13 protein-coding genes are annotated in these 16,278 nt (G+C 68.8%); 8 read left to right on the top strand and 5 right to left on the bottom strand.

The window, feature by feature from the left end; genetic code table 11:
* Positions 1 to 26: 26 nt before the first annotated feature.
* From chvE to ACQ3HE_RS17645, 8 genes are all read left to right on the top strand, one after another.
* Positions 27 to 1,139: a multiple monosaccharide ABC transporter substrate-binding protein gene (chvE, locus tag ACQ3HE_RS17680; protein ID WP_079706775.1), complete on the top strand. Its 1,113-nt coding sequence runs from the start codon at positions 27 to 29 to the stop codon at positions 1,137 to 1,139.
* 137 nt (positions 1,140 to 1,276) lie between these two features.
* Positions 1,277 to 2,785, top strand: a complete 1,509-nt coding sequence (gene mmsA / locus ACQ3HE_RS17675) for a multiple monosaccharide ABC transporter ATP-binding protein (protein ID WP_064295024.1) — start codon at positions 1,277 to 1,279, stop codon at positions 2,783 to 2,785.
* Positions 2,786 to 2,817: 32 nt separating this feature from the next.
* The gene (gene mmsB, locus ACQ3HE_RS17670) at positions 2,818 to 4,071 is read left to right on the top strand and encodes a multiple monosaccharide ABC transporter permease (protein ID WP_085512640.1); all 1,254 of its coding nucleotides are present in this window, start codon (positions 2,818 to 2,820) and stop codon (positions 4,069 to 4,071) included.
* A 41-nt stretch (positions 4,072 to 4,112) separates the two neighbouring features.
* A complete protein-coding gene (locus ACQ3HE_RS17665; protein WP_430893652.1) occupies positions 4,113 to 5,849 on the top strand; it encodes a hypothetical protein in 1,737 nt (578 codons plus the stop codon).
* 232 nt (positions 5,850 to 6,081) lie between these two features.
* A complete protein-coding gene (gene araB / locus ACQ3HE_RS17660) occupies positions 6,082 to 7,779 on the top strand; it encodes a ribulokinase (RefSeq protein ID WP_430893804.1) in 1,698 nt (565 codons plus the stop codon).
* Positions 7,776 to 8,483 carry an L-ribulose-5-phosphate 4-epimerase gene (locus ACQ3HE_RS17655; protein WP_430893651.1) on the top strand — a complete coding sequence of 236 codons (708 nt, stop codon included), beginning with the start codon at positions 7,776 to 7,778 and terminating at the stop codon, positions 8,481 to 8,483. Before araB ends, ACQ3HE_RS17655 begins: the two co-directional genes overlap by 4 nt.
* 122 nt (positions 8,484 to 8,605) lie before the next feature.
* Positions 8,606 to 10,123, top strand: coding sequence for an L-arabinose isomerase (araA, locus tag ACQ3HE_RS17650; RefSeq protein ID WP_430893650.1), 1,518 nt, complete (start codon positions 8,606 to 8,608; stop codon positions 10,121 to 10,123).
* 150 nt (positions 10,124 to 10,273) lie between these two features.
* The gene (locus tag ACQ3HE_RS17645; protein WP_430893649.1) at positions 10,274 to 10,594 is read left to right on the top strand and encodes a hypothetical protein; all 321 of its coding nucleotides are present in this window, start codon (positions 10,274 to 10,276) and stop codon (positions 10,592 to 10,594) included.
* Positions 10,595 to 10,624: 30 nt separating this feature from the next.
* Here the strand turns inward: ACQ3HE_RS17645 and ACQ3HE_RS17640 are convergent, their stop codons facing one another.
* The 5 genes from ACQ3HE_RS17640 to ACQ3HE_RS17620 are packed head-to-tail and all read right to left on the bottom strand — an operon-like array spanning position 10,625 to position 16,202.
* Positions 10,625 to 11,716, bottom strand: a complete 1,092-nt coding sequence (locus tag ACQ3HE_RS17640; protein WP_430893648.1) for a hypothetical protein — start codon at positions 11,714 to 11,716, stop codon at positions 10,625 to 10,627.
* Positions 11,717 to 11,753: 37 nt separating this feature from the next.
* Positions 11,754 to 13,070 carry an alpha-L-fucosidase gene (locus ACQ3HE_RS17635; RefSeq protein ID WP_430893647.1) on the bottom strand — a complete coding sequence of 439 codons (1,317 nt, stop codon included), beginning with the start codon at positions 13,068 to 13,070 and terminating at the stop codon, positions 11,754 to 11,756.
* A complete protein-coding gene (locus tag ACQ3HE_RS17630; protein WP_430893646.1) occupies positions 13,067 to 13,945 on the bottom strand; it encodes a carbohydrate ABC transporter permease in 879 nt (292 codons plus the stop codon). The genes ACQ3HE_RS17635 and ACQ3HE_RS17630 overlap by 4 nt, the downstream gene beginning before the upstream one ends.
* Positions 13,942 to 14,853 carry a carbohydrate ABC transporter permease gene (locus tag ACQ3HE_RS17625; protein ID WP_079706784.1) on the bottom strand — a complete coding sequence of 304 codons (912 nt, stop codon included), beginning with the start codon at positions 14,851 to 14,853 and terminating at the stop codon, positions 13,942 to 13,944. The genes ACQ3HE_RS17630 and ACQ3HE_RS17625 overlap by 4 nt, the downstream gene beginning before the upstream one ends.
* On the bottom strand, positions 14,850 to 16,202 hold the full coding sequence (locus ACQ3HE_RS17620; protein ID WP_430893645.1) for an extracellular solute-binding protein: 1,353 nt from the start codon (positions 16,200 to 16,202) through the stop codon (positions 14,850 to 14,852). The genes ACQ3HE_RS17625 and ACQ3HE_RS17620 overlap by 4 nt, the downstream gene beginning before the upstream one ends.
* Between the last annotated feature and the right edge of the window lie 76 nt (positions 16,203 to 16,278).

The following is a 16,278-nucleotide window of genomic DNA, read 5'->3' as shown; positions in this document are numbered from 1 at the left end:
GAAGGAACCACACAGTGAAGAAGAGAATGCTCCTCGCCACGCTGGCCGCAGGCACGATGGTCGTGTCGCTCGCCGGCTGCTCCGGCGGCGCAAGCGGCGGATCGGGCGGCGGCGAAGGCGACGGCAAGCTCGTCGGCGTCGCGATGCCCACCAAGAGCTCCGAGCGCTGGATCCAGGACGGCAACGCCGTCAAGGAGCAGCTGGAGAAGGAGGGCTTCAAGGTCGACCTGCAGTACGCCGAGGACGACATCCCCACCCAGGTCTCGCAGATCGAGAACATGATCACCAAGGGCGCCTCCGTCCTGATCATCGCCTCGATCGACGGCACCACGCTCACGAGCGTGCTCCAGGAGGCCAAGGACGGCGACATCCCCGTCATCGCCTACGACCGCCTGATCCGCGATAGCGAGAACGTCGACTACTACGCGTCGTTCGACAACTACAAGGTCGGCGTGCAGCAGGCCAACTCGGTCCTCAACGGCCTCGGCCTCGTCGACCTCGAGGGCAAGCCCACCGAGGGCGCACCCGCCGGTCCGTTCAACATCGAGATGTTCGCCGGCTCGCCCGACGACAACAACGCCACGTTCTTCTGGGACGGCGCTCAGGACACCCTGAAGCCGTTCATCGACGCGGGCACCCTCAAGGTCGCCAGCGGCCAGACCTCCTTCGAGCAGGCTGCAACGCTCCGTTGGGACGGTGAGACCGCGCAGAAGCGTATGGAGAACATCCTCACGTCGACCTACTCCGACGGCAGCAAGGTCAACGCGGTCCTGTCGCCCTACGACGGCATCTCGCGAGGCATCATCTCGGCGCTGACCGACGCCGGCTACTCGGTGGGCGACGGCTGGCCCGTCATCTCCGGCCAGGACGCCGAGCTCGACTCGGTCAAGGCCATCGAGTCCGGCGAGCAGTACGCGACCATCTTCAAGGACACCCGCCAGCTGGCGAGCGAAGCCGTCAAGATGGCCGTCGCCGTGCTGAACGGTGAGAAGCCCGAGGTCAACAACACCGAGGACTACGACAACGGCAAGAAGGTCGTCCCGTCCTTCCTCCTCGAGTCGCAGATCGTCGTCAAGGACAACATCCAGGAGGTCCTCGTGGACTCCGGTTACTGGACCGAAGACGAGATCAAGGGCTAGTCAGTCCTGCAACACCCCTTTCGACAGGCTCAGGGAACGGAATCACTTCCGATCCCTGAGCCTGTCGGAGGGCCCGGTTCAACGACGATCACCTGTAAGGAGACACGGTGTCAGGCGAGACCACGAGCATCCTCGAGATGCGCAACATCATCAAGACCTTCCCCGGCGTCAAGGCCCTCTCGAACGTCACGCTCGATGTGCAGCGCGGTACCGTGCACGCCATCTGCGGTGAGAACGGCGCCGGCAAGTCGACGCTCATGAAGGTGTTGTCCGGCGTCTACCCGTTCGGCACCTACGAGGGCGACATCGTCTTCGAGGGCGAGACGATGGAGTTCAAGGACATCCGCGACTCGGAGTCCAAGGGCATCGTCATCATCCACCAGGAGCTGGCCCTCAGCCCCTACCTCTCCATCGCGGAGAACATCTTCCTCAACAACGAGCTGAAGGGGCCGCTCGGCCTCATCGACTGGAACCGCACCAACCAGGAGGCGGCAGCACTGCTCGCCCGGGTCGGCCTGCGGGAGAACCCGACGACCAAGATCCTCGAGATCGGCGTCGGCAAGCAGCAGCTCGTCGAGATCGCGAAGGCCCTCTCGAAGCGCGTGAAGCTCCTCATCCTCGACGAGCCGACCGCCGCACTGAACGACGAGGACTCCGACCACCTGCTCGACCTGATCCTGCACCTCAAGGAGCAGGGCATCACGTCGATCATCATCAGCCACAAGCTCAACGAGATCAAGAAGGTCGCCGACACCGTCACCGTCATCCGCGACGGCAAGACCATCGAGACGATCGTGAAGAACGACGTCACCGAAGAGCGCATCATCAAGGACATGGTCGGCCGCGACCTCGAGCACCGCTACCCGGACCACACGCCGAACATCGGCGAGGAGATCCTGCGCGTCGAGGACTGGACCGCCCACCACCCGCAGGACCCGACCCGCGTGATGGTGGACGCCGTCAACCTCAACGTCCGCGCCGGTGAGATCGTCGGCATCGCCGGCCTCATGGGCGCCGGGCGAACCGAGTTCGCGATGAGCCTGTTCGGTCAGTCGTACGGCAGCCGCATCAGCGGCAAGGTCTTCAAGAACGGCACCGAGATCCGCACCCGCACGGTGTCGGAGGCGATCGACAACGGCCTCGCGTACGCCACCGAGGACCGCAAGTACTACGGCCTCAACCTCATCGAGGACATCAAGCGGAACATCTCGATGGCCTCGCTGAAGAAGCTCGAACGCGGCGGACTCGTCAACGACAACGAGGAGTACAAGGTCGCCGAGGAGTACCGGAAGAGCATGAACATCAAGGCTCCGAACGTGCTCGCGAAGACCGGGAAGCTCTCGGGCGGTAACCAGCAGAAGGTCGTCCTGTCGAAGTGGATCTACTCCGACCCCGACGTCCTCATCCTCGATGAGCCCACCCGCGGCATCGACGTCGGTGCGAAGTACGAGATCTACACGATCATCAACCGCCTCGCCGCCGAGGGGAAGGGCGTCATCGTCATCTCCTCCGAGCTCCCCGAGCTCATCGGCATCTGCGACCGCATCTACGCCCTCAGCGAGGGCCGCATCACCGGCGAACTGCCGATCGAGGAAGCGAACCCCGAAGCGCTCCTCAAACTCATGACCATGGAGAAGCCCCGCTGACGCGGGCGCGGACGGATCGAAGGAGAACCGCAATGTCCGATCTGGACACCAAACCCACCGTCCCGGCAGGCGACGGCACCGCCGCCGGCGGCCTCGTGAACCCGGCCACCAACCGCTTCACGAGCTGGCTGACCCACATCCTCAGCGACCTCGGCAAGAACGGCATCTTCATCGCCCTCCTGCTCGTCGTCGTGTTCTTCGCCGTCATCACCGACGGCATCCTGCTGCGGCCGCAGAACATCTCCAACCTGATCGTGCAGAACGGGTACATCCTCGTCCTCGCGATCGGCATGGTGATGGTCATCATCGCCGGCCACATCGACCTGTCGGTCGGTTCCGTCGCGGCCTTCGTCGGTGCGGTGTCCGGTGTGTTCGCCGTGCAGATGCAGATGCCGTGGTGGATCGCGATCATCCTGTCGCTCGCCATCGGCGCGCTCGTCGGTGTCTGGCAGGGCTTCTGGATCGCCTACGTCGGGATCCCGGCGTTCATCGTGACGCTGGCCGGCATGCTCATCTTCCGCGGCCTCGCGCTCGTGGTGCTCGGCAACGCCAACATCGGTTCCTTCCCAGCGGAGTACCGCGCGCTCGGCAACGGCTTCCTGAACGACGTGTTCGGTGACTTCCCGATCGACCCGCTGACGCTCGGTATCGGCGTCATCGCCGTCGTCGGCCTCGTCGTGCAGCAGGTCCGCACGCGCCTCGGCCGTCAGAAGTACGGCCAGGACACCGAGCCGTTCCCGTGGTTCGTCGCCAAGCTCGTGCTCATCATCGCGGGCATCGGCTTCTTCGTGTACGCCCTCGCCGCGTACAAGGGCATCCCGGTCACGCTCATCGTGCTGGCCGTCCTCGTGCTCGTCTACGGCATCGTCATGAACCGCTCGGTCTTCGGCCGCCACATCTACGCGATCGGTGGCAACCGTCACGCCGCGGAGCTGTCCGGCATCAAGACCCGCAAGGTCGACTTCTTCCTGTTCGTCAACATGGGCTTCCTCGCGGCGCTCGCCGGCCTCATCTTCACGGCCCGCCTGAACCTCGCCGGTCCGAAGGCCGGTGACGGCTTCGAACTCGAGGCGATCTCCGCGGCCTTCATCGGTGGAGCCGCGGTGCAGGGTGGCGTCGGTACCATCGGCGGCGCGATCATCGGTGGTCTCATCATCGGTGTGCTGAACAACGGTATGTCGATCATCGGCCTCGGCATCGAGTGGCAGCAGGCCGTCAAGGGCCTCGTGCTGCTGCTGGCCGTCGCGTTCGACGTCTACAACAAGCGCCGCAGCGGCGGACGCTGATCCCGAGGTCCGCGACCGCGGAACCCGGATCGATCCGACGCATGGACATCCACCACGGAGGCGAGAGCACCGGCGACCTGGCCGGTGCCCTCGCCTCCGTGCGTTGTGGCGATGCGACCGCTGAGCGCGACTCCTCGTCGGTCCCGCCGGCGGCGCTCGCGATCCTGCGGGACGGCTGGCCGCTGCTCGAGGTGCCCTTCGGTACGGTGCACGCCGTGCTCGGACCGGTGCCGGTCCTCCGGCACCTGATCGCGCGGTTGTCCGGGACGTCTACCGGACCGCGCGGCGCGGCCAGGGTGTCCGGTTCCGAGACGGTGCTCGTCGACGGCAGGCCGGCGCGGTTGTCGTCCCGTGCCGCGTCGAGTGCCTCCGGGGTGGCCGTCGTGACGGCCGGGCAGGCCATCAGCTGGTCGCAGACCATCGGTGAGAACGTGCTGCTCGGGTCCGAGCGTGGGGTGGGACTGCGGGAGGCGGTCATGCGGCTCCTCCGAGGGCCGCTCGCCGACCGGACGTCCTTGAGGCAGAGCGATGCCGAGCGGATCCACCGCGCCCTGGGCGTCGTCGGGCTCGACCGGTCACCCACGGACTCCGCCGGTGCCCTGTCGGTCGTGGAGCGTCGGCTCGTGGAGCTCGCCAGGGCGGTCGCCGCGGAGGCGTCGCTCATCGTGATCGACGACAGTGGCCCCGCACTCCGAGCGGACGAGGTCGAGCGTTGGCAGCAGGCGATGGTCGAGGTGGCCCGAGCTCCTCGAACCGCCGACCCCGCACCCGGTGTCCTGCTCGCGACCGGGGCCGTGACCGGGCTGGCGAGCGTCGCATCGGCCGCGACCGTGATCGCCGTCAGTGGTGACCCGTCGCCCCCGATCCGGCTGTCGGCCGTGAACGGTGAACGCGAGGTGCTCGCGGCGTTGGCCGCCGGGGTGGGCGGCATCGACGCGTTCCGTCCGGTTGCCGGCGGATCATCGACGTCGGACGGTGCCTCGGTGATCGCATCGTCGGTGACGGCTGCGGGCCTCACCGTCGAACACTGGACCGCGAGCCACCCGGCGGACCCTGAGCGGATCGTCGTCGACGACCTGTCCTTCGCCTGCGCGCCGGGGGAGGTGCTCGGGCTGTTCGGTCCGCCCGACTCCGGTGCGGGGGAGGTGCTGTTGAGCGTCTTCGGCCGGTCGTACGGCGCACGGACCCGTGGTTCGGTGGCGCTCGACGGTGCGGCGGTCGACGTCTCGACGACGGAGCTGGCGCGCGCCGCGGGGGTCCTCTACACGACGGAGCACCCGATCCGCTTCGACCTCTCCTTCCTCGGCGGGGTACCGTCGAGCGTCTCCCCGGACGCCCTCACGAGGATGGTCCGGCTCGGTGTGGCCGACCCGCGGCGCGACTACCGGGCGACCACCGTGCCGAGCGGCCTGGTCGCCGCGCTCCCCGGCGTGCACCGCGGGCCGGACGCCGACCAGTTCACCGAGTCGCTCCGGATCATCGCGGACACGCGGGCGCGCGCCGTGCTGCTCGCCGAACCGTTCGGTCGGGCGGGCGCCCCCGGCTCCGAGGACGGACGTCGGCGGGCTGAGCGGTACGCCCTGATCCGATCGCTCGCGGCGTCCGGCCGGGCGGTCGTCGTCTCGAGCGAGGACCCTGCGGCGCTCGCGGCCGTCTGCGACCGGGTCGTCGCCGTCCGCGCGGGCCGGATCGTGGGGGCCGTGGGCGCTGCTGAGGCGCCGGATCCCGAGCCGCTCGACACCCGCGCCGTCATCGAGGCGATGGGCGGTCTCGCATGAGTCGAAATCGCATCGCCCTGTCCATGGCCACGGCAATATACAACGTTGTACACTGGAGCGCGGCCCAGCCCTGATCCACCGGCCGAGCATCCGCCCCCACCCGCTTGCACCACAGCATCGCGAATCAACCGAGCACCAGATCGACGAAGGAGTCCCACCGGTGAACACCGAGCAGAACCCGGCCGCCAGCGCCCCCGAGCAGGCGACAGCCACGCACGCAGAGACCTACACGATCGGTGTCGACTTCGGCACGCTGTCCGGCCGAGCCGTCGTCGTGCGTGTGTCCGACGGTGCCGAACTCGGGTCGGCGGTGCTCGACTACCCGCACGCCGTCATGGACCGTGAGCTCGCCTCGACCGGCGCCGCGCTGCCGCCCGACTGGGCGCTGCAGGTGCCGGCCGACTACGTCGCCGTCATGCAATCCGCTGTGCCGCGCGCCGTCGAGTCCGCCGGGATCGACCCCGCCGCCGTCATCGGCATCGGCACCGACTTCACCGCCTGCACCATGGTCCCCGTCATCGCCGACGGGACGCCGCTCAACGAGCTGCCCGAGTACGCCGACCGCCCGCACGCCTACGTGAAGCTGTGGAAGCACCACTCCGCGCAGCCGCAGGCGGACCGCATCAACGAGCTCGCCGCCGAGCGGGGCGAGTCCTGGCTGCCGCGGTACGGCGGCCTCATCTCGAGCGAGTGGGAGTTCGCCAAGGGACTCCAGCTCCTCGAGGAGGACCCCGAACTCTACGAGCGCATGGACCACTGGGTCGAGGCGGCCGACTGGATCATCTGGCAGCTCACCGGCACCTACGTGCGGAACGCCTGCACCGCCGGCTACAAGGGCATCTACCAGGACGGTGCCTACCCGAGCCACGAGTTCCTCGCGGCTCTCAACCCCGCGTTCGAGCGGTTCGCCGACGACAAGGTCGCCCACGAGATCGGTGAACTGGGCGCCGCCGCCGGCACCCTGTCGGCCGAAGCCGCTGCGTGGACCGGTCTTCGCGAGGGCATCGCGGTCGCGGTCGGGAACGTCGACGCGCACGTCGCAGCACCCGCGGCGCAGGCCGTCTCGCCCGGCCAGATGGTCGCGATCATGGGCACCTCCACCTGCCACGTCATGAACGGCGACGTCCTCCGCGAGGTCCCGGGCATGTGCGGTGTCGTCGACGGCGGCATCATCGCCGGCCTCTACGGCTACGAGGCCGGGCAGTCGGGCGTCGGCGACATCTTCGCCTGGTACGTCGCGAACCAGGTCCCCGCCCGGTACACCGAGGAGGCTGCGGCGCGTGGTGTCAGCATCCACGAGCACCTCACCTCGCTCATCCAGGACCAGCCCGTCGGCGCGCACGGGCTCGTCGCCCTCGACTGGCACTCGGGCAACCGCTCGGTCCTCGTCGACCACGAGCTCTCCGGCACCGTCCTCGGCCTGACGCTCACGACCCGCACCGAGGAGGTCTACCGCGCATTGTTCGAGGCGACCGCGTTCGGCACCAGGAAGATCGTCGAGACGTTCAACGCCTCGGGCGTCCCCGTCACCGAGTTCATCGTCGCCGGCGGTCTGCAGCGGAACCCCTTCCTCATGCAGACGTACTCCGACATCCTCCGCCTGCCGATCTCCATCACGGCGAGCGACCAGGGGCCCGCGCTCGGCTCGGCCATCCACGCCGCCGTCGCCGCCGGGGCCTACCCGGACGTCCCGGCCGCCAGCGCCGCGATGGGCAAGGTGAACCGCGCCGTCTACACGCCGAACGAGGCCGCGGCCGACGCGTACGACCTGCTCTACGCGGAGTACGCGACGCTCCACGACTACTTCGGTCGTGGCGCCAACGACGTCATGAAGCGCCTGAAGCGCATCCGCCGAGCCGCCCTCGGTGGCGGCGTCGACAGCCTGCCGACCGACACCGAGACCACCGCCCTCGAAGGAGCAACCGCGTGAACACCTACTCGCCCGAGATCGAGGTCGCGATCGCGCGCGTCCGGTCCGACGTCGCCAAGCTGCACGGGGAGCTCGTCCGGTACGGGCTCGTCATCTGGACCGGCGGCAACGTCTCCGGGCGCGTGCCGGGAGCCGAGCTCTTCGTCATCAAGCCCTCCGGCGTCGACTACGACGACCTCGCGCCCGAGAACATGATCCTCTGCGACCTCGACGGCAAGGTCATACCGGGCACACCCGGTGCTGAGCGGTCGCCGTCGAGCGACACCGCGGCACACGCATACGTCTACCGGCATATGCCCGAGGTCGGCGGCGTCGTGCACACCCACTCCACCTACGCGGTGGCCTGGGCGGCACGCGCCGAGCCCATCCCGTGCGTCATCACGGCGATGGCCGACGAGTTCGGCGGGGAGGTCCCGATCGGTCCGTTCTCGATCATCGGCGACGACTCGATCGGACGCGGCATCGTCGAGACGCTCACCGGTCACCGGTCGCGCGCGGTGCTCATGCAGAACCACGGTCCGTTCACGATCGGGAAGGACGCCCGCGACGCCGTGAAGGCCGCGGTGATGGTCGAGGACGTCGCCCGCACCGTGCACATCTCGCGTCAGCTCGGCGAGCCGAAGCCCATGCCGACCGAGGCGATCGACGCCCTCTTCGACCGCTACCAGAACGTCTACGGCCAGGCGCCGCAGGGCGCGCTCTAACCCGACTGACCTCCGGTCCCTGACACCCTCCCGGTCCCTGAGCTTGTCGAAGGGCCACCCCACCACGGTCCCGCCCTTCGACAGGCTCAGGGACCGAAACGACCTCAAGAAAGAACCCACCCATGCCGAAGCCCACCACCACGCTCGACCACTACACCGTCTGGTTCCTCACCGGCAGCCAGAACCTCTACGGCGAGGAGACCCTCCGTCAGGTCGCCGAGCAGTCCCAGGCCATCGCCGCCGAGCTCGGCGCCGCCGCCGACGTCCCCGTGCGGATCGAGTGGAAGCCCGTCCTCAAGGACTCCGAGTCGATCCGTCGCGCGATGCTCGACGCGAACGCCGACGACAGCGTCATCGGTCTCGTCACCTGGATGCACACCTTCAGCCCGGCCAAGATGTGGATCGCCGGGCTTGACGCGCTGCAGAAGCCGCTGCTCCACCTCCACACGCAGGCGAACGTCGAGCTGCCGTGGTCGGAGATCGACTTCGACTTCATGAACCTCAACCAGGCCGCGCACGGCGACCGCGAGTTCGGGTACATCCAGACGCGTCTGGGCGTCGCCCGCAAGACGGTCGTCGGCCACGTCTCCGACCCGCGCGTTCAGCGTGAGGTCGGCACCTGGCAGCGCGCCGCTGCGGGTTGGGCGGCCACGCACGAGCTCAAGCTCGCGCGCTTCGGCGACAACATGCGCTACGTCGCCGTCACCGAGGGCGACAAGACCGAGGCCGAGCTGCGCTTCGGAGTGCAGGTCAACACGTGGAGCGTCAACGAGCTGGCCGAGGCCGTGCACGCGTCGACGGACGCCGACGTCGACGCGCTCGTCGCCGAGTACGAGGAGCTGTACGACGTCGTCCCCGAGCTGCGCAAGGGTGGCGAGCGGCACGAGTCGCTCCGCTACGGTGCCGCGATCGAACTGGGCCTGCGCTCCTTCCTCGAGGCCGGCGACTTCGCCGCGTTCACGACGAGCTTCGAAGACCTCGGTGAGCTGCGTCAGCTGCCGGGCCTCGCCGTCCAGCGCCTCATGGCCGACGGCTACGGCTTCGGTGCGGAGGGCGACTGGAAGACCGCCGTCCTCGTGCGCGCCGCGTCCGTCATGGGTGCCGGCCTCCCCGGTGGCGCGTCGCTCATGGAGGACTACACGTACCACATGGAGCCCGGCAACGAGCTCATCCTCGGGGCGCACATGCTCGAGGTCAGCCCGACGCTCTCTTCGGCTCGTGCCACCCTCGAGGTGCACCCGCTCGGCATCGGCGGCAAGGAGGACCCGGTGCGCCTGGTCTTCACGGCCGACTCCGGCCCCGCCGTGGTCGTCGCGATGAGTGACATGCGCGACCGTTTCCGGCTGACGGCGAACGTCGTCGAGGTCGTCCAGCCCATCGAGGCCCTGCCGAAGCTGCCCGTCGGGCGCGCCGTGTGGAAGCCGGCTCCGGACTTCGCGACGTCTGCCGCCGCTTGGCTGACCGCCGGTGCCGCGCACCACACCGTCATGTCGACCGCGGTCGGGGTCGAGGTCTTCGCCGACTTCGCGGAGATCGCCAAGACCGAGCTCCTCGTGATCGACGAGTCGACCACCACGCGCGACTTCCAGCGTGAGGTCCGCTGGAACAACGCGTACTACCGCCTCGCCCAGGGGTTCTAGCCCCGGGACGATCCGACCGAGACGGCCTCCCGCCCACCGGCGGGAGGCCGTCTCGCGTCGTGGTGTCGTCGATCGTGCGGTGCGACGACGGCGCTTGCTAGCCTGGGGCGACGCGCCGGGGGTGGCGCGCTGAGCGACGCGGGTCGACCGATGACGGATGTGTTCACGCAGACGGAGCAGCAGGAGCCGGGCGATGAGGGGACGGCCGAGCCGACGAGGCTCGGATGGAAGCTCGCGATCGGTGGGACCGTCCTCGTCGCCGGTGTCGGAGCGGTCCTCGTGATCGTCGCAGCGACCGGCGGGTTCACCGCCGCCGACCCAGCAGCCGCCGAGCGGGCGATGGAACGGTGCATCGAGGAGCAGTCGAGCCGCATCGTCGACGCCGGCGACCGCACCCCGGCCGAGGCCGCCGCCGAGGGATGTGCGCTCGATGCCGAGTCGGACACCTTCCTCGACGAGTACGGCGACTGACCCGGATCGGGTCGGGAGCGTTCGAGCGCGCTACCGGAGCCCGATGATCGTGCCGACGACGAACAGCCCGAGCGCGCTCCACATGAGGATGTCGTCGACGCTCATCCGGACGCTGAGGCGCCGACCACGGGTGCTGACGCGGCCGGCCGCCGCGGTCGAGGCCGACTCGTCCGTCTTGGCGCTTCGCCGGTCACCTCGGGTCTCCCGCCACCGTGCCCAGCGTTCGACGCGGTCGTCCACGGCGTCGACAGCGGCGGCGATGTCCTGCCAATCGTCGACCTTCGTCGTGACGAGATCGTCGCTGGTCACGAGCAGGAGCCAGTCGTCGACGATCTCCACGTCGAAGCCGCGCACGTGGTCGAGCAGTCGCGCCATCACGTCGGGCGTGAACAGATAGAGGGCATCGGCCTCGTAGCCGACCGGGCAGTACAGCTGGAAGTGGCGGTCGAACCCGCCCTCGAGGCTGAGCCGCTGCGCATCGGCCGGGGCGCCGGCGCCAGTCATCCCTCGGCGGCGGCCGTCCTGGGCGCGGAGCAGGATGTGGGGGAGGGCGACGGGCATCCGGAGTGCGCAGTAGCCACCGAAGGGGGCCGCGAGGTTCTTGCGGTTGCCGATGACCTCGTAGTCGGCGATCTCGATGCCGCGCGGCTCCCGGCTCCGGAGGACTCGGTGGAGGTTCACCGACCCGCGGCTCCGCCAGGGCATGTCGCGCTGGAGGGCGATGGGACCGACGCGGTAGTTGAACCCGTTGGCCTCGGCGAAGCTGGCGAGGCGGAGGTGTGTGCGCCGCAGGGTCCTACGCGACCAGACCCGGATCGTCATGCGGACGAGGATCACGGCGAGGAGGATCATGACCACCACGAGCGTGCCCATGCCGAAGGCGATCCCTCCCGCGTTCCTGCCGCCTTGAGCGTAGGCGAGCAGGCCGACCAGGCCGAAGAAGAAGATGCCGAACAGTCCGCCGATCGCGCCGAGGGTGGTGGTGAGCCGTCGGACTCGCCCGATGCGATCGCGGGCGCCGGGGTCCTCCCTGACGAAGGCTCGCCACTGCTCGTGAACCTCGTGACGGGGAAGCGGCCGGGTGAGCGCACTCGTGTCGAGTGGTTCGGGAAGCGCCTGCACGCCCTCCAGCCTAGTTCCGCGTCGAGGCACGGCCCGCTCAGTCGGGGGCCTCCGTCGGGGCCTCGTAGCCGACCGGCAGCTCGGGGACGGTGCTCGAGCCAGTGCGGAACGCGGTGACCGCGAGGAGCGCCGGCACCGGTGCTTCCGCGGGGCGAACCGCGTCGTCGGTGACGTCGGGGACGAGCGCGATCGTCAGCCGGTCGGTCGTGACCGGTTCGAACACGTGCACCCTCGAGACGCCGACGGAACCGGCTTCGACGAGCGTGCGGCCGTCCGGTGTCCGGACCTCGTGGCGGTCGATGAGCTGTCCGGCGGTGAGGTCCTCGTGCAGCCGGAGATGATCGAAGGTGACCGGCTCCGCGAACGTGACGGTGGCCGTCGACCCGTCGGTGGTCAGCGTTCCCGGGATCGGCTGTGCGAAGCGTCGGTCGCGCTCCGCGGCCCAGGCGGTCACGCGTTCCACATCGGCGTGGGGGAGGAGCCCACGGGTGTCGGGTGGGAGGTTGAGGAGCAGGTTCGCGCCGAGTCCGACGGACCGGTAGAAGATCGCGAGCAGATGCTCTACCGACTTCGGCTCGTCGTCCGGGTGCCAGAACCAGCCGCGTCGGATCGAGACGTCGCACTCGGGCGGCAGGTAGAGGGCCTCCTCGAACCGGCTGGTGATGACGGTGTAGTTGCTGAAGTCGGTGTGGTCGACGACATACCGGACCGGGTCTTCGGCGAGACCGTTCTCGTTACCCACCCAGCGGATCGTCGGGGCGCCCATGTTGAACACCATGGCCTGCGGCTGAAGCCGTTCGATGATCGCGGAGATGCCGGGCCAGTCGTAGGTGTACCCCTCGGACCCGGCGCCGTCGAACCACAGCTCGACGAGCTCGCCGTAGTTCGTGCACAGTTCGGTGAGCTGCCGGGCGTACACCTCGGCGTAGCGCGCCTCGTCGGCGTACTCGGGGGCGTGGCGATCCCAGGGCGAGAGGTACAGCCCCAGTCCGAGGCCCGCCTCGCGACAGGCTGCAGCGAGCTCGGCCACGACGTCACCGTGGCCGTCCTGCCACGGTGAGGATGCGACGCTGTAGTCGGTCGTCGAGGTCGGCCAGAGACAGAACCCGTCGTGATGCTTCGCGGTGAGGATGACGTATCCGGCACCGATCGATGCCGCCACGCGCACCCACTGCCGCACATCGAGGTCGCTCGGATCGAAGCTCGAGGCGGGCAGGGTGCCGTCGCTCCATTCCTTGCCGGCGAAGGTGTTGACCCCGAAGTGGAAGAACACGCCGAAGCCGTCCTGTTGCCAACGCAACTGGCCCTCGGTCGGGACGGGACGATGCTCGTGGTGGTGCGGCTGTCGACTCACTTGACTCCTCCTGCTGCGACGCCTCGGTGGAACCATCGTTGCAGCACGATGAACACCACGAGGACGGGGACGACGGCGATGATGGATCCGGCCATCACGACCCTGGGGTCGAACCCGAACGACGACGCCGAAAGTCGTGCGAGTCCGAGCGAGACGGTGAACGACGACTCGCTCCGCAGAACGAGGAGCGGCCAGAGGAAGTCGTCCCACGCGGTGATGAACGAGTTGACGACGACGACCAGCATCGCGCCGATGGACGACGGCAGGAACAGGGCGGTGAACCGCTGCCACTCCGAGGCTCCGTCGAGGAACGCGGCGTCTTCGATCTCGTCGGGCACCGCCGTGAATGAGGCCCGCACGATGAGGACGTTCATCGCGGAGACCGCACCGGGGAGCCACGCGCCGACGAGGGTGTCGAGCAGACCGAGCTCCTGGGTCATGAGGAAGAGCGACACCATGATCGACTCGAACGGCACGACCATCGACACGATCAGCACGGTGAAGGTGACCCGCCGCCCGCGCCAGCCGCGTCGGGAGAGCATGTACCCGGCTGCGGTCGGCAGCACCACCTGGGAGGCGATGGTGAGCGCGCAGACGATCGCGCTGTTCGTCAGGTAGGCGTCCATCGGGATCTGCCGGAAGATCGTGACGTAGGCGTCGAACGTCGGCAGCTGTGGGAACAGGGTGGCGTCGCGCCCGAAGAGTGCTTCGCCGGAGCCCTTGAGCGACGACAGGAACTGCCACAGCAGCGGGCCGACGGAGATGACGAGGACGAGGAGCAGGAGCGCGTACCGCACCGGTGTCGTCCTCGACCAGCGCCGACGCCGACGCCGCAGGAGCGGTCGTGCGGGCGACTGCTCGATGCGCGCGCTCATGCGTCCCGCTCCCCGCCGAAGCGCTGCGCCAGCACGGCGAACACCGCGGTGAGGGCGAAGAGTGCCACGCTCGCGGCCGCACCGTAGCCCGCGTTCCCGGTGATCGGGTCGAGCGCTGCGTCGCGGATGAAGAAGGGGAGTGTCCGTGCCTCGCCTCCCGGACCACCGGTGGCGCCGCCGAGCAGGTAGACCTCGCTGAACACGCGGAGCGACCCGATGCCGGCGAGGAGCCCGACGAGGAGCATCGTGAGGCGGGTGCCCGGCACCGTGATGGTGAGGAACCGTCGCGTCGGGCCGGCGCCGTCGAGCTCGGCCGCCTCGTACAACTCGCGAGGGATGTTCGAGAGCGCCGCCAGGTAGAAGATCAGGTACCACCCGAGCCCACGCCACACCGTGAGGGCGATGGCGCTGAGCAGGATGAGCGACCCCTCGGAGAGGAACGGCACCGCCTGCTGGATGAGACCGACCCGCTGGAGCACCGTGTTGACGGGCCCTTGTTCACCGAGGAGGTTCTGCCAGACCAGCCCGACCGCGACCACGGACGCCACGATCGGAGCCGCGTAGGCGGAGCGGAAGAACCCCATCCCGGGGAGTCGGGTGTGGACGAGCTGCGCGAGCAGCAACGGGAGGACGACCAGCAGGGGGACGGCGATGATCGCGTACAGCACGCTGTTGCCGGTCGCGGACCAGAACGCGGGGTCCTGCAGGATCGAGCGGTAGTTGTCGAGGCCGACGAACGCTCCACCCATGCCGAGCGGGGAGGTGTCGGTGAACGACAGCGCGATGGTCCCGATGAAGGGCCCGACGCTCCAGATCGTGATCATGAGCAGCGCGGGTGCGCACCACAGCAGCGGCACCCAGGGCGGTCGATAACGCGCCGCGCCGTTCAGGTGGATCGCGGTCGTCATCGAGCATCGGCTCCGATGACCCGGTTGGCCGCGTCCTGGGCGGCCTGGAGTGCCTCACGCGGCGCCTTCTTCCCGGTGAGCGCCAGCTGGAGCTCGGCGTTGACCGCGTTCGCGACCGCGTCGCTCCACTGCACGATGGTGACGATCTCCGCTTCGTCGGCGAGGTCGACGGCGAGACGGTTCGCCTCGTCGATGGGTGCGGTACCGGTGATGTCCGTGAGCTTCGGGATGCCGAGCGACTCGGTGGTGCTCGGGAAGTTCTGGATGCGTGGGTCGCTGATGAAGCGGTTCTGCTGCTCGGCGGCGAGGAGGAATCGCGCGAAGGCGATGGCGGTGGCCGGGTTGGTGCTCGTGCTCGGGACACCGATGGTCTGCACCTCGGCGATCGCGGTGCCGCGGCGGTCGAGGAGGGAAGAGACGCCCACGTGCTCGTACACGCCCGGGTTGCCCTCCTGCACGTACCGGAGCGACGAGGCGTTCGGTGAGCCCCAGACGGTCGCGCCCTGGGTGAACAGGGCGGTGGGCTCGTCGTCGGACGCGATCGAGTCCTTCGGGATGCCGCCGGCCAGCGCGAGTCGCGTCATGCGCTCGGTCCACTCCTGCACGGCCGGATCGTCGGCGAAGACGAACGCCGAACCGTCGTCGGCGATGACCTCGGCCTCCTGCAGCTGCCACTCGAGCGGGAGTCGCAGACCGAGACTCGCGGAGAAGGCACTGAACTCGCCGTTCGACCGTTCGGCGACCTGATCGGCCGAGTCGAAGAGTTCCTCGAAGGTGGTCGGCGGCTGCTCCGGGTCGAGTCCGGCGCGCTGCATGAGCTCGGTGTTGTACGTCTGGAGGCCGATGAGGCCCCAGTACCAGGGGAGCACGTAGTGGTGGTCGTCGCCGGGGAGGACCAGGCTGTCCCACAGGCTCGGGATGAAGTCGTCGCCGATGCCCGGTGACGCGGCGTCGATGTCGGCGAGGAAGCCCTGTTCGCGGAGCCCGCCGGCGGTGGCGAGCGGCATGTTCACGACGTCTGCCAGCGAGCACGCCTGCGCGTCCGCGACGAGCCGGGTGGCGAAGCTGCCGTCGCCAGGGTCGTCCTCCCAGGTGACGGTCGTGCCGGGGTAGGCGGCCTCGAAGTCCTCGATGAGTTCGGTGAAGTACTCGGAGAACGAGGCCTTCAGTGCGGTGGTCTGGAAGGTGATCTCGCCGGACGGCGTCGCGTCGACCGGCGTGCCAGCGGCGAACTCGTCTGCGATCGCGCAGCGACCGACACGCTCGCCCCCGGCGTCGCTCGTGCACGCGGAGAGCACGGCCAGCGTGGCGGCTGCAGCGGCGATCGACAGGGTTCGTTGGTGCTTCATGGGGGCTCTCCTCGTCCGCGGACGGGTTCGTCAACCGTCCTTGCATATCGAGGATAAGCATGAGGTATGTGATATG

This window comes from Plantibacter auratus, assembly GCF_050587365.1.
Classification (GTDB): domain Bacteria; phylum Actinomycetota; class Actinomycetes; order Actinomycetales; family Microbacteriaceae; genus Plantibacter; species Plantibacter auratus.
This window is presented reverse-complemented; position numbering and strand designations above follow the sequence as displayed.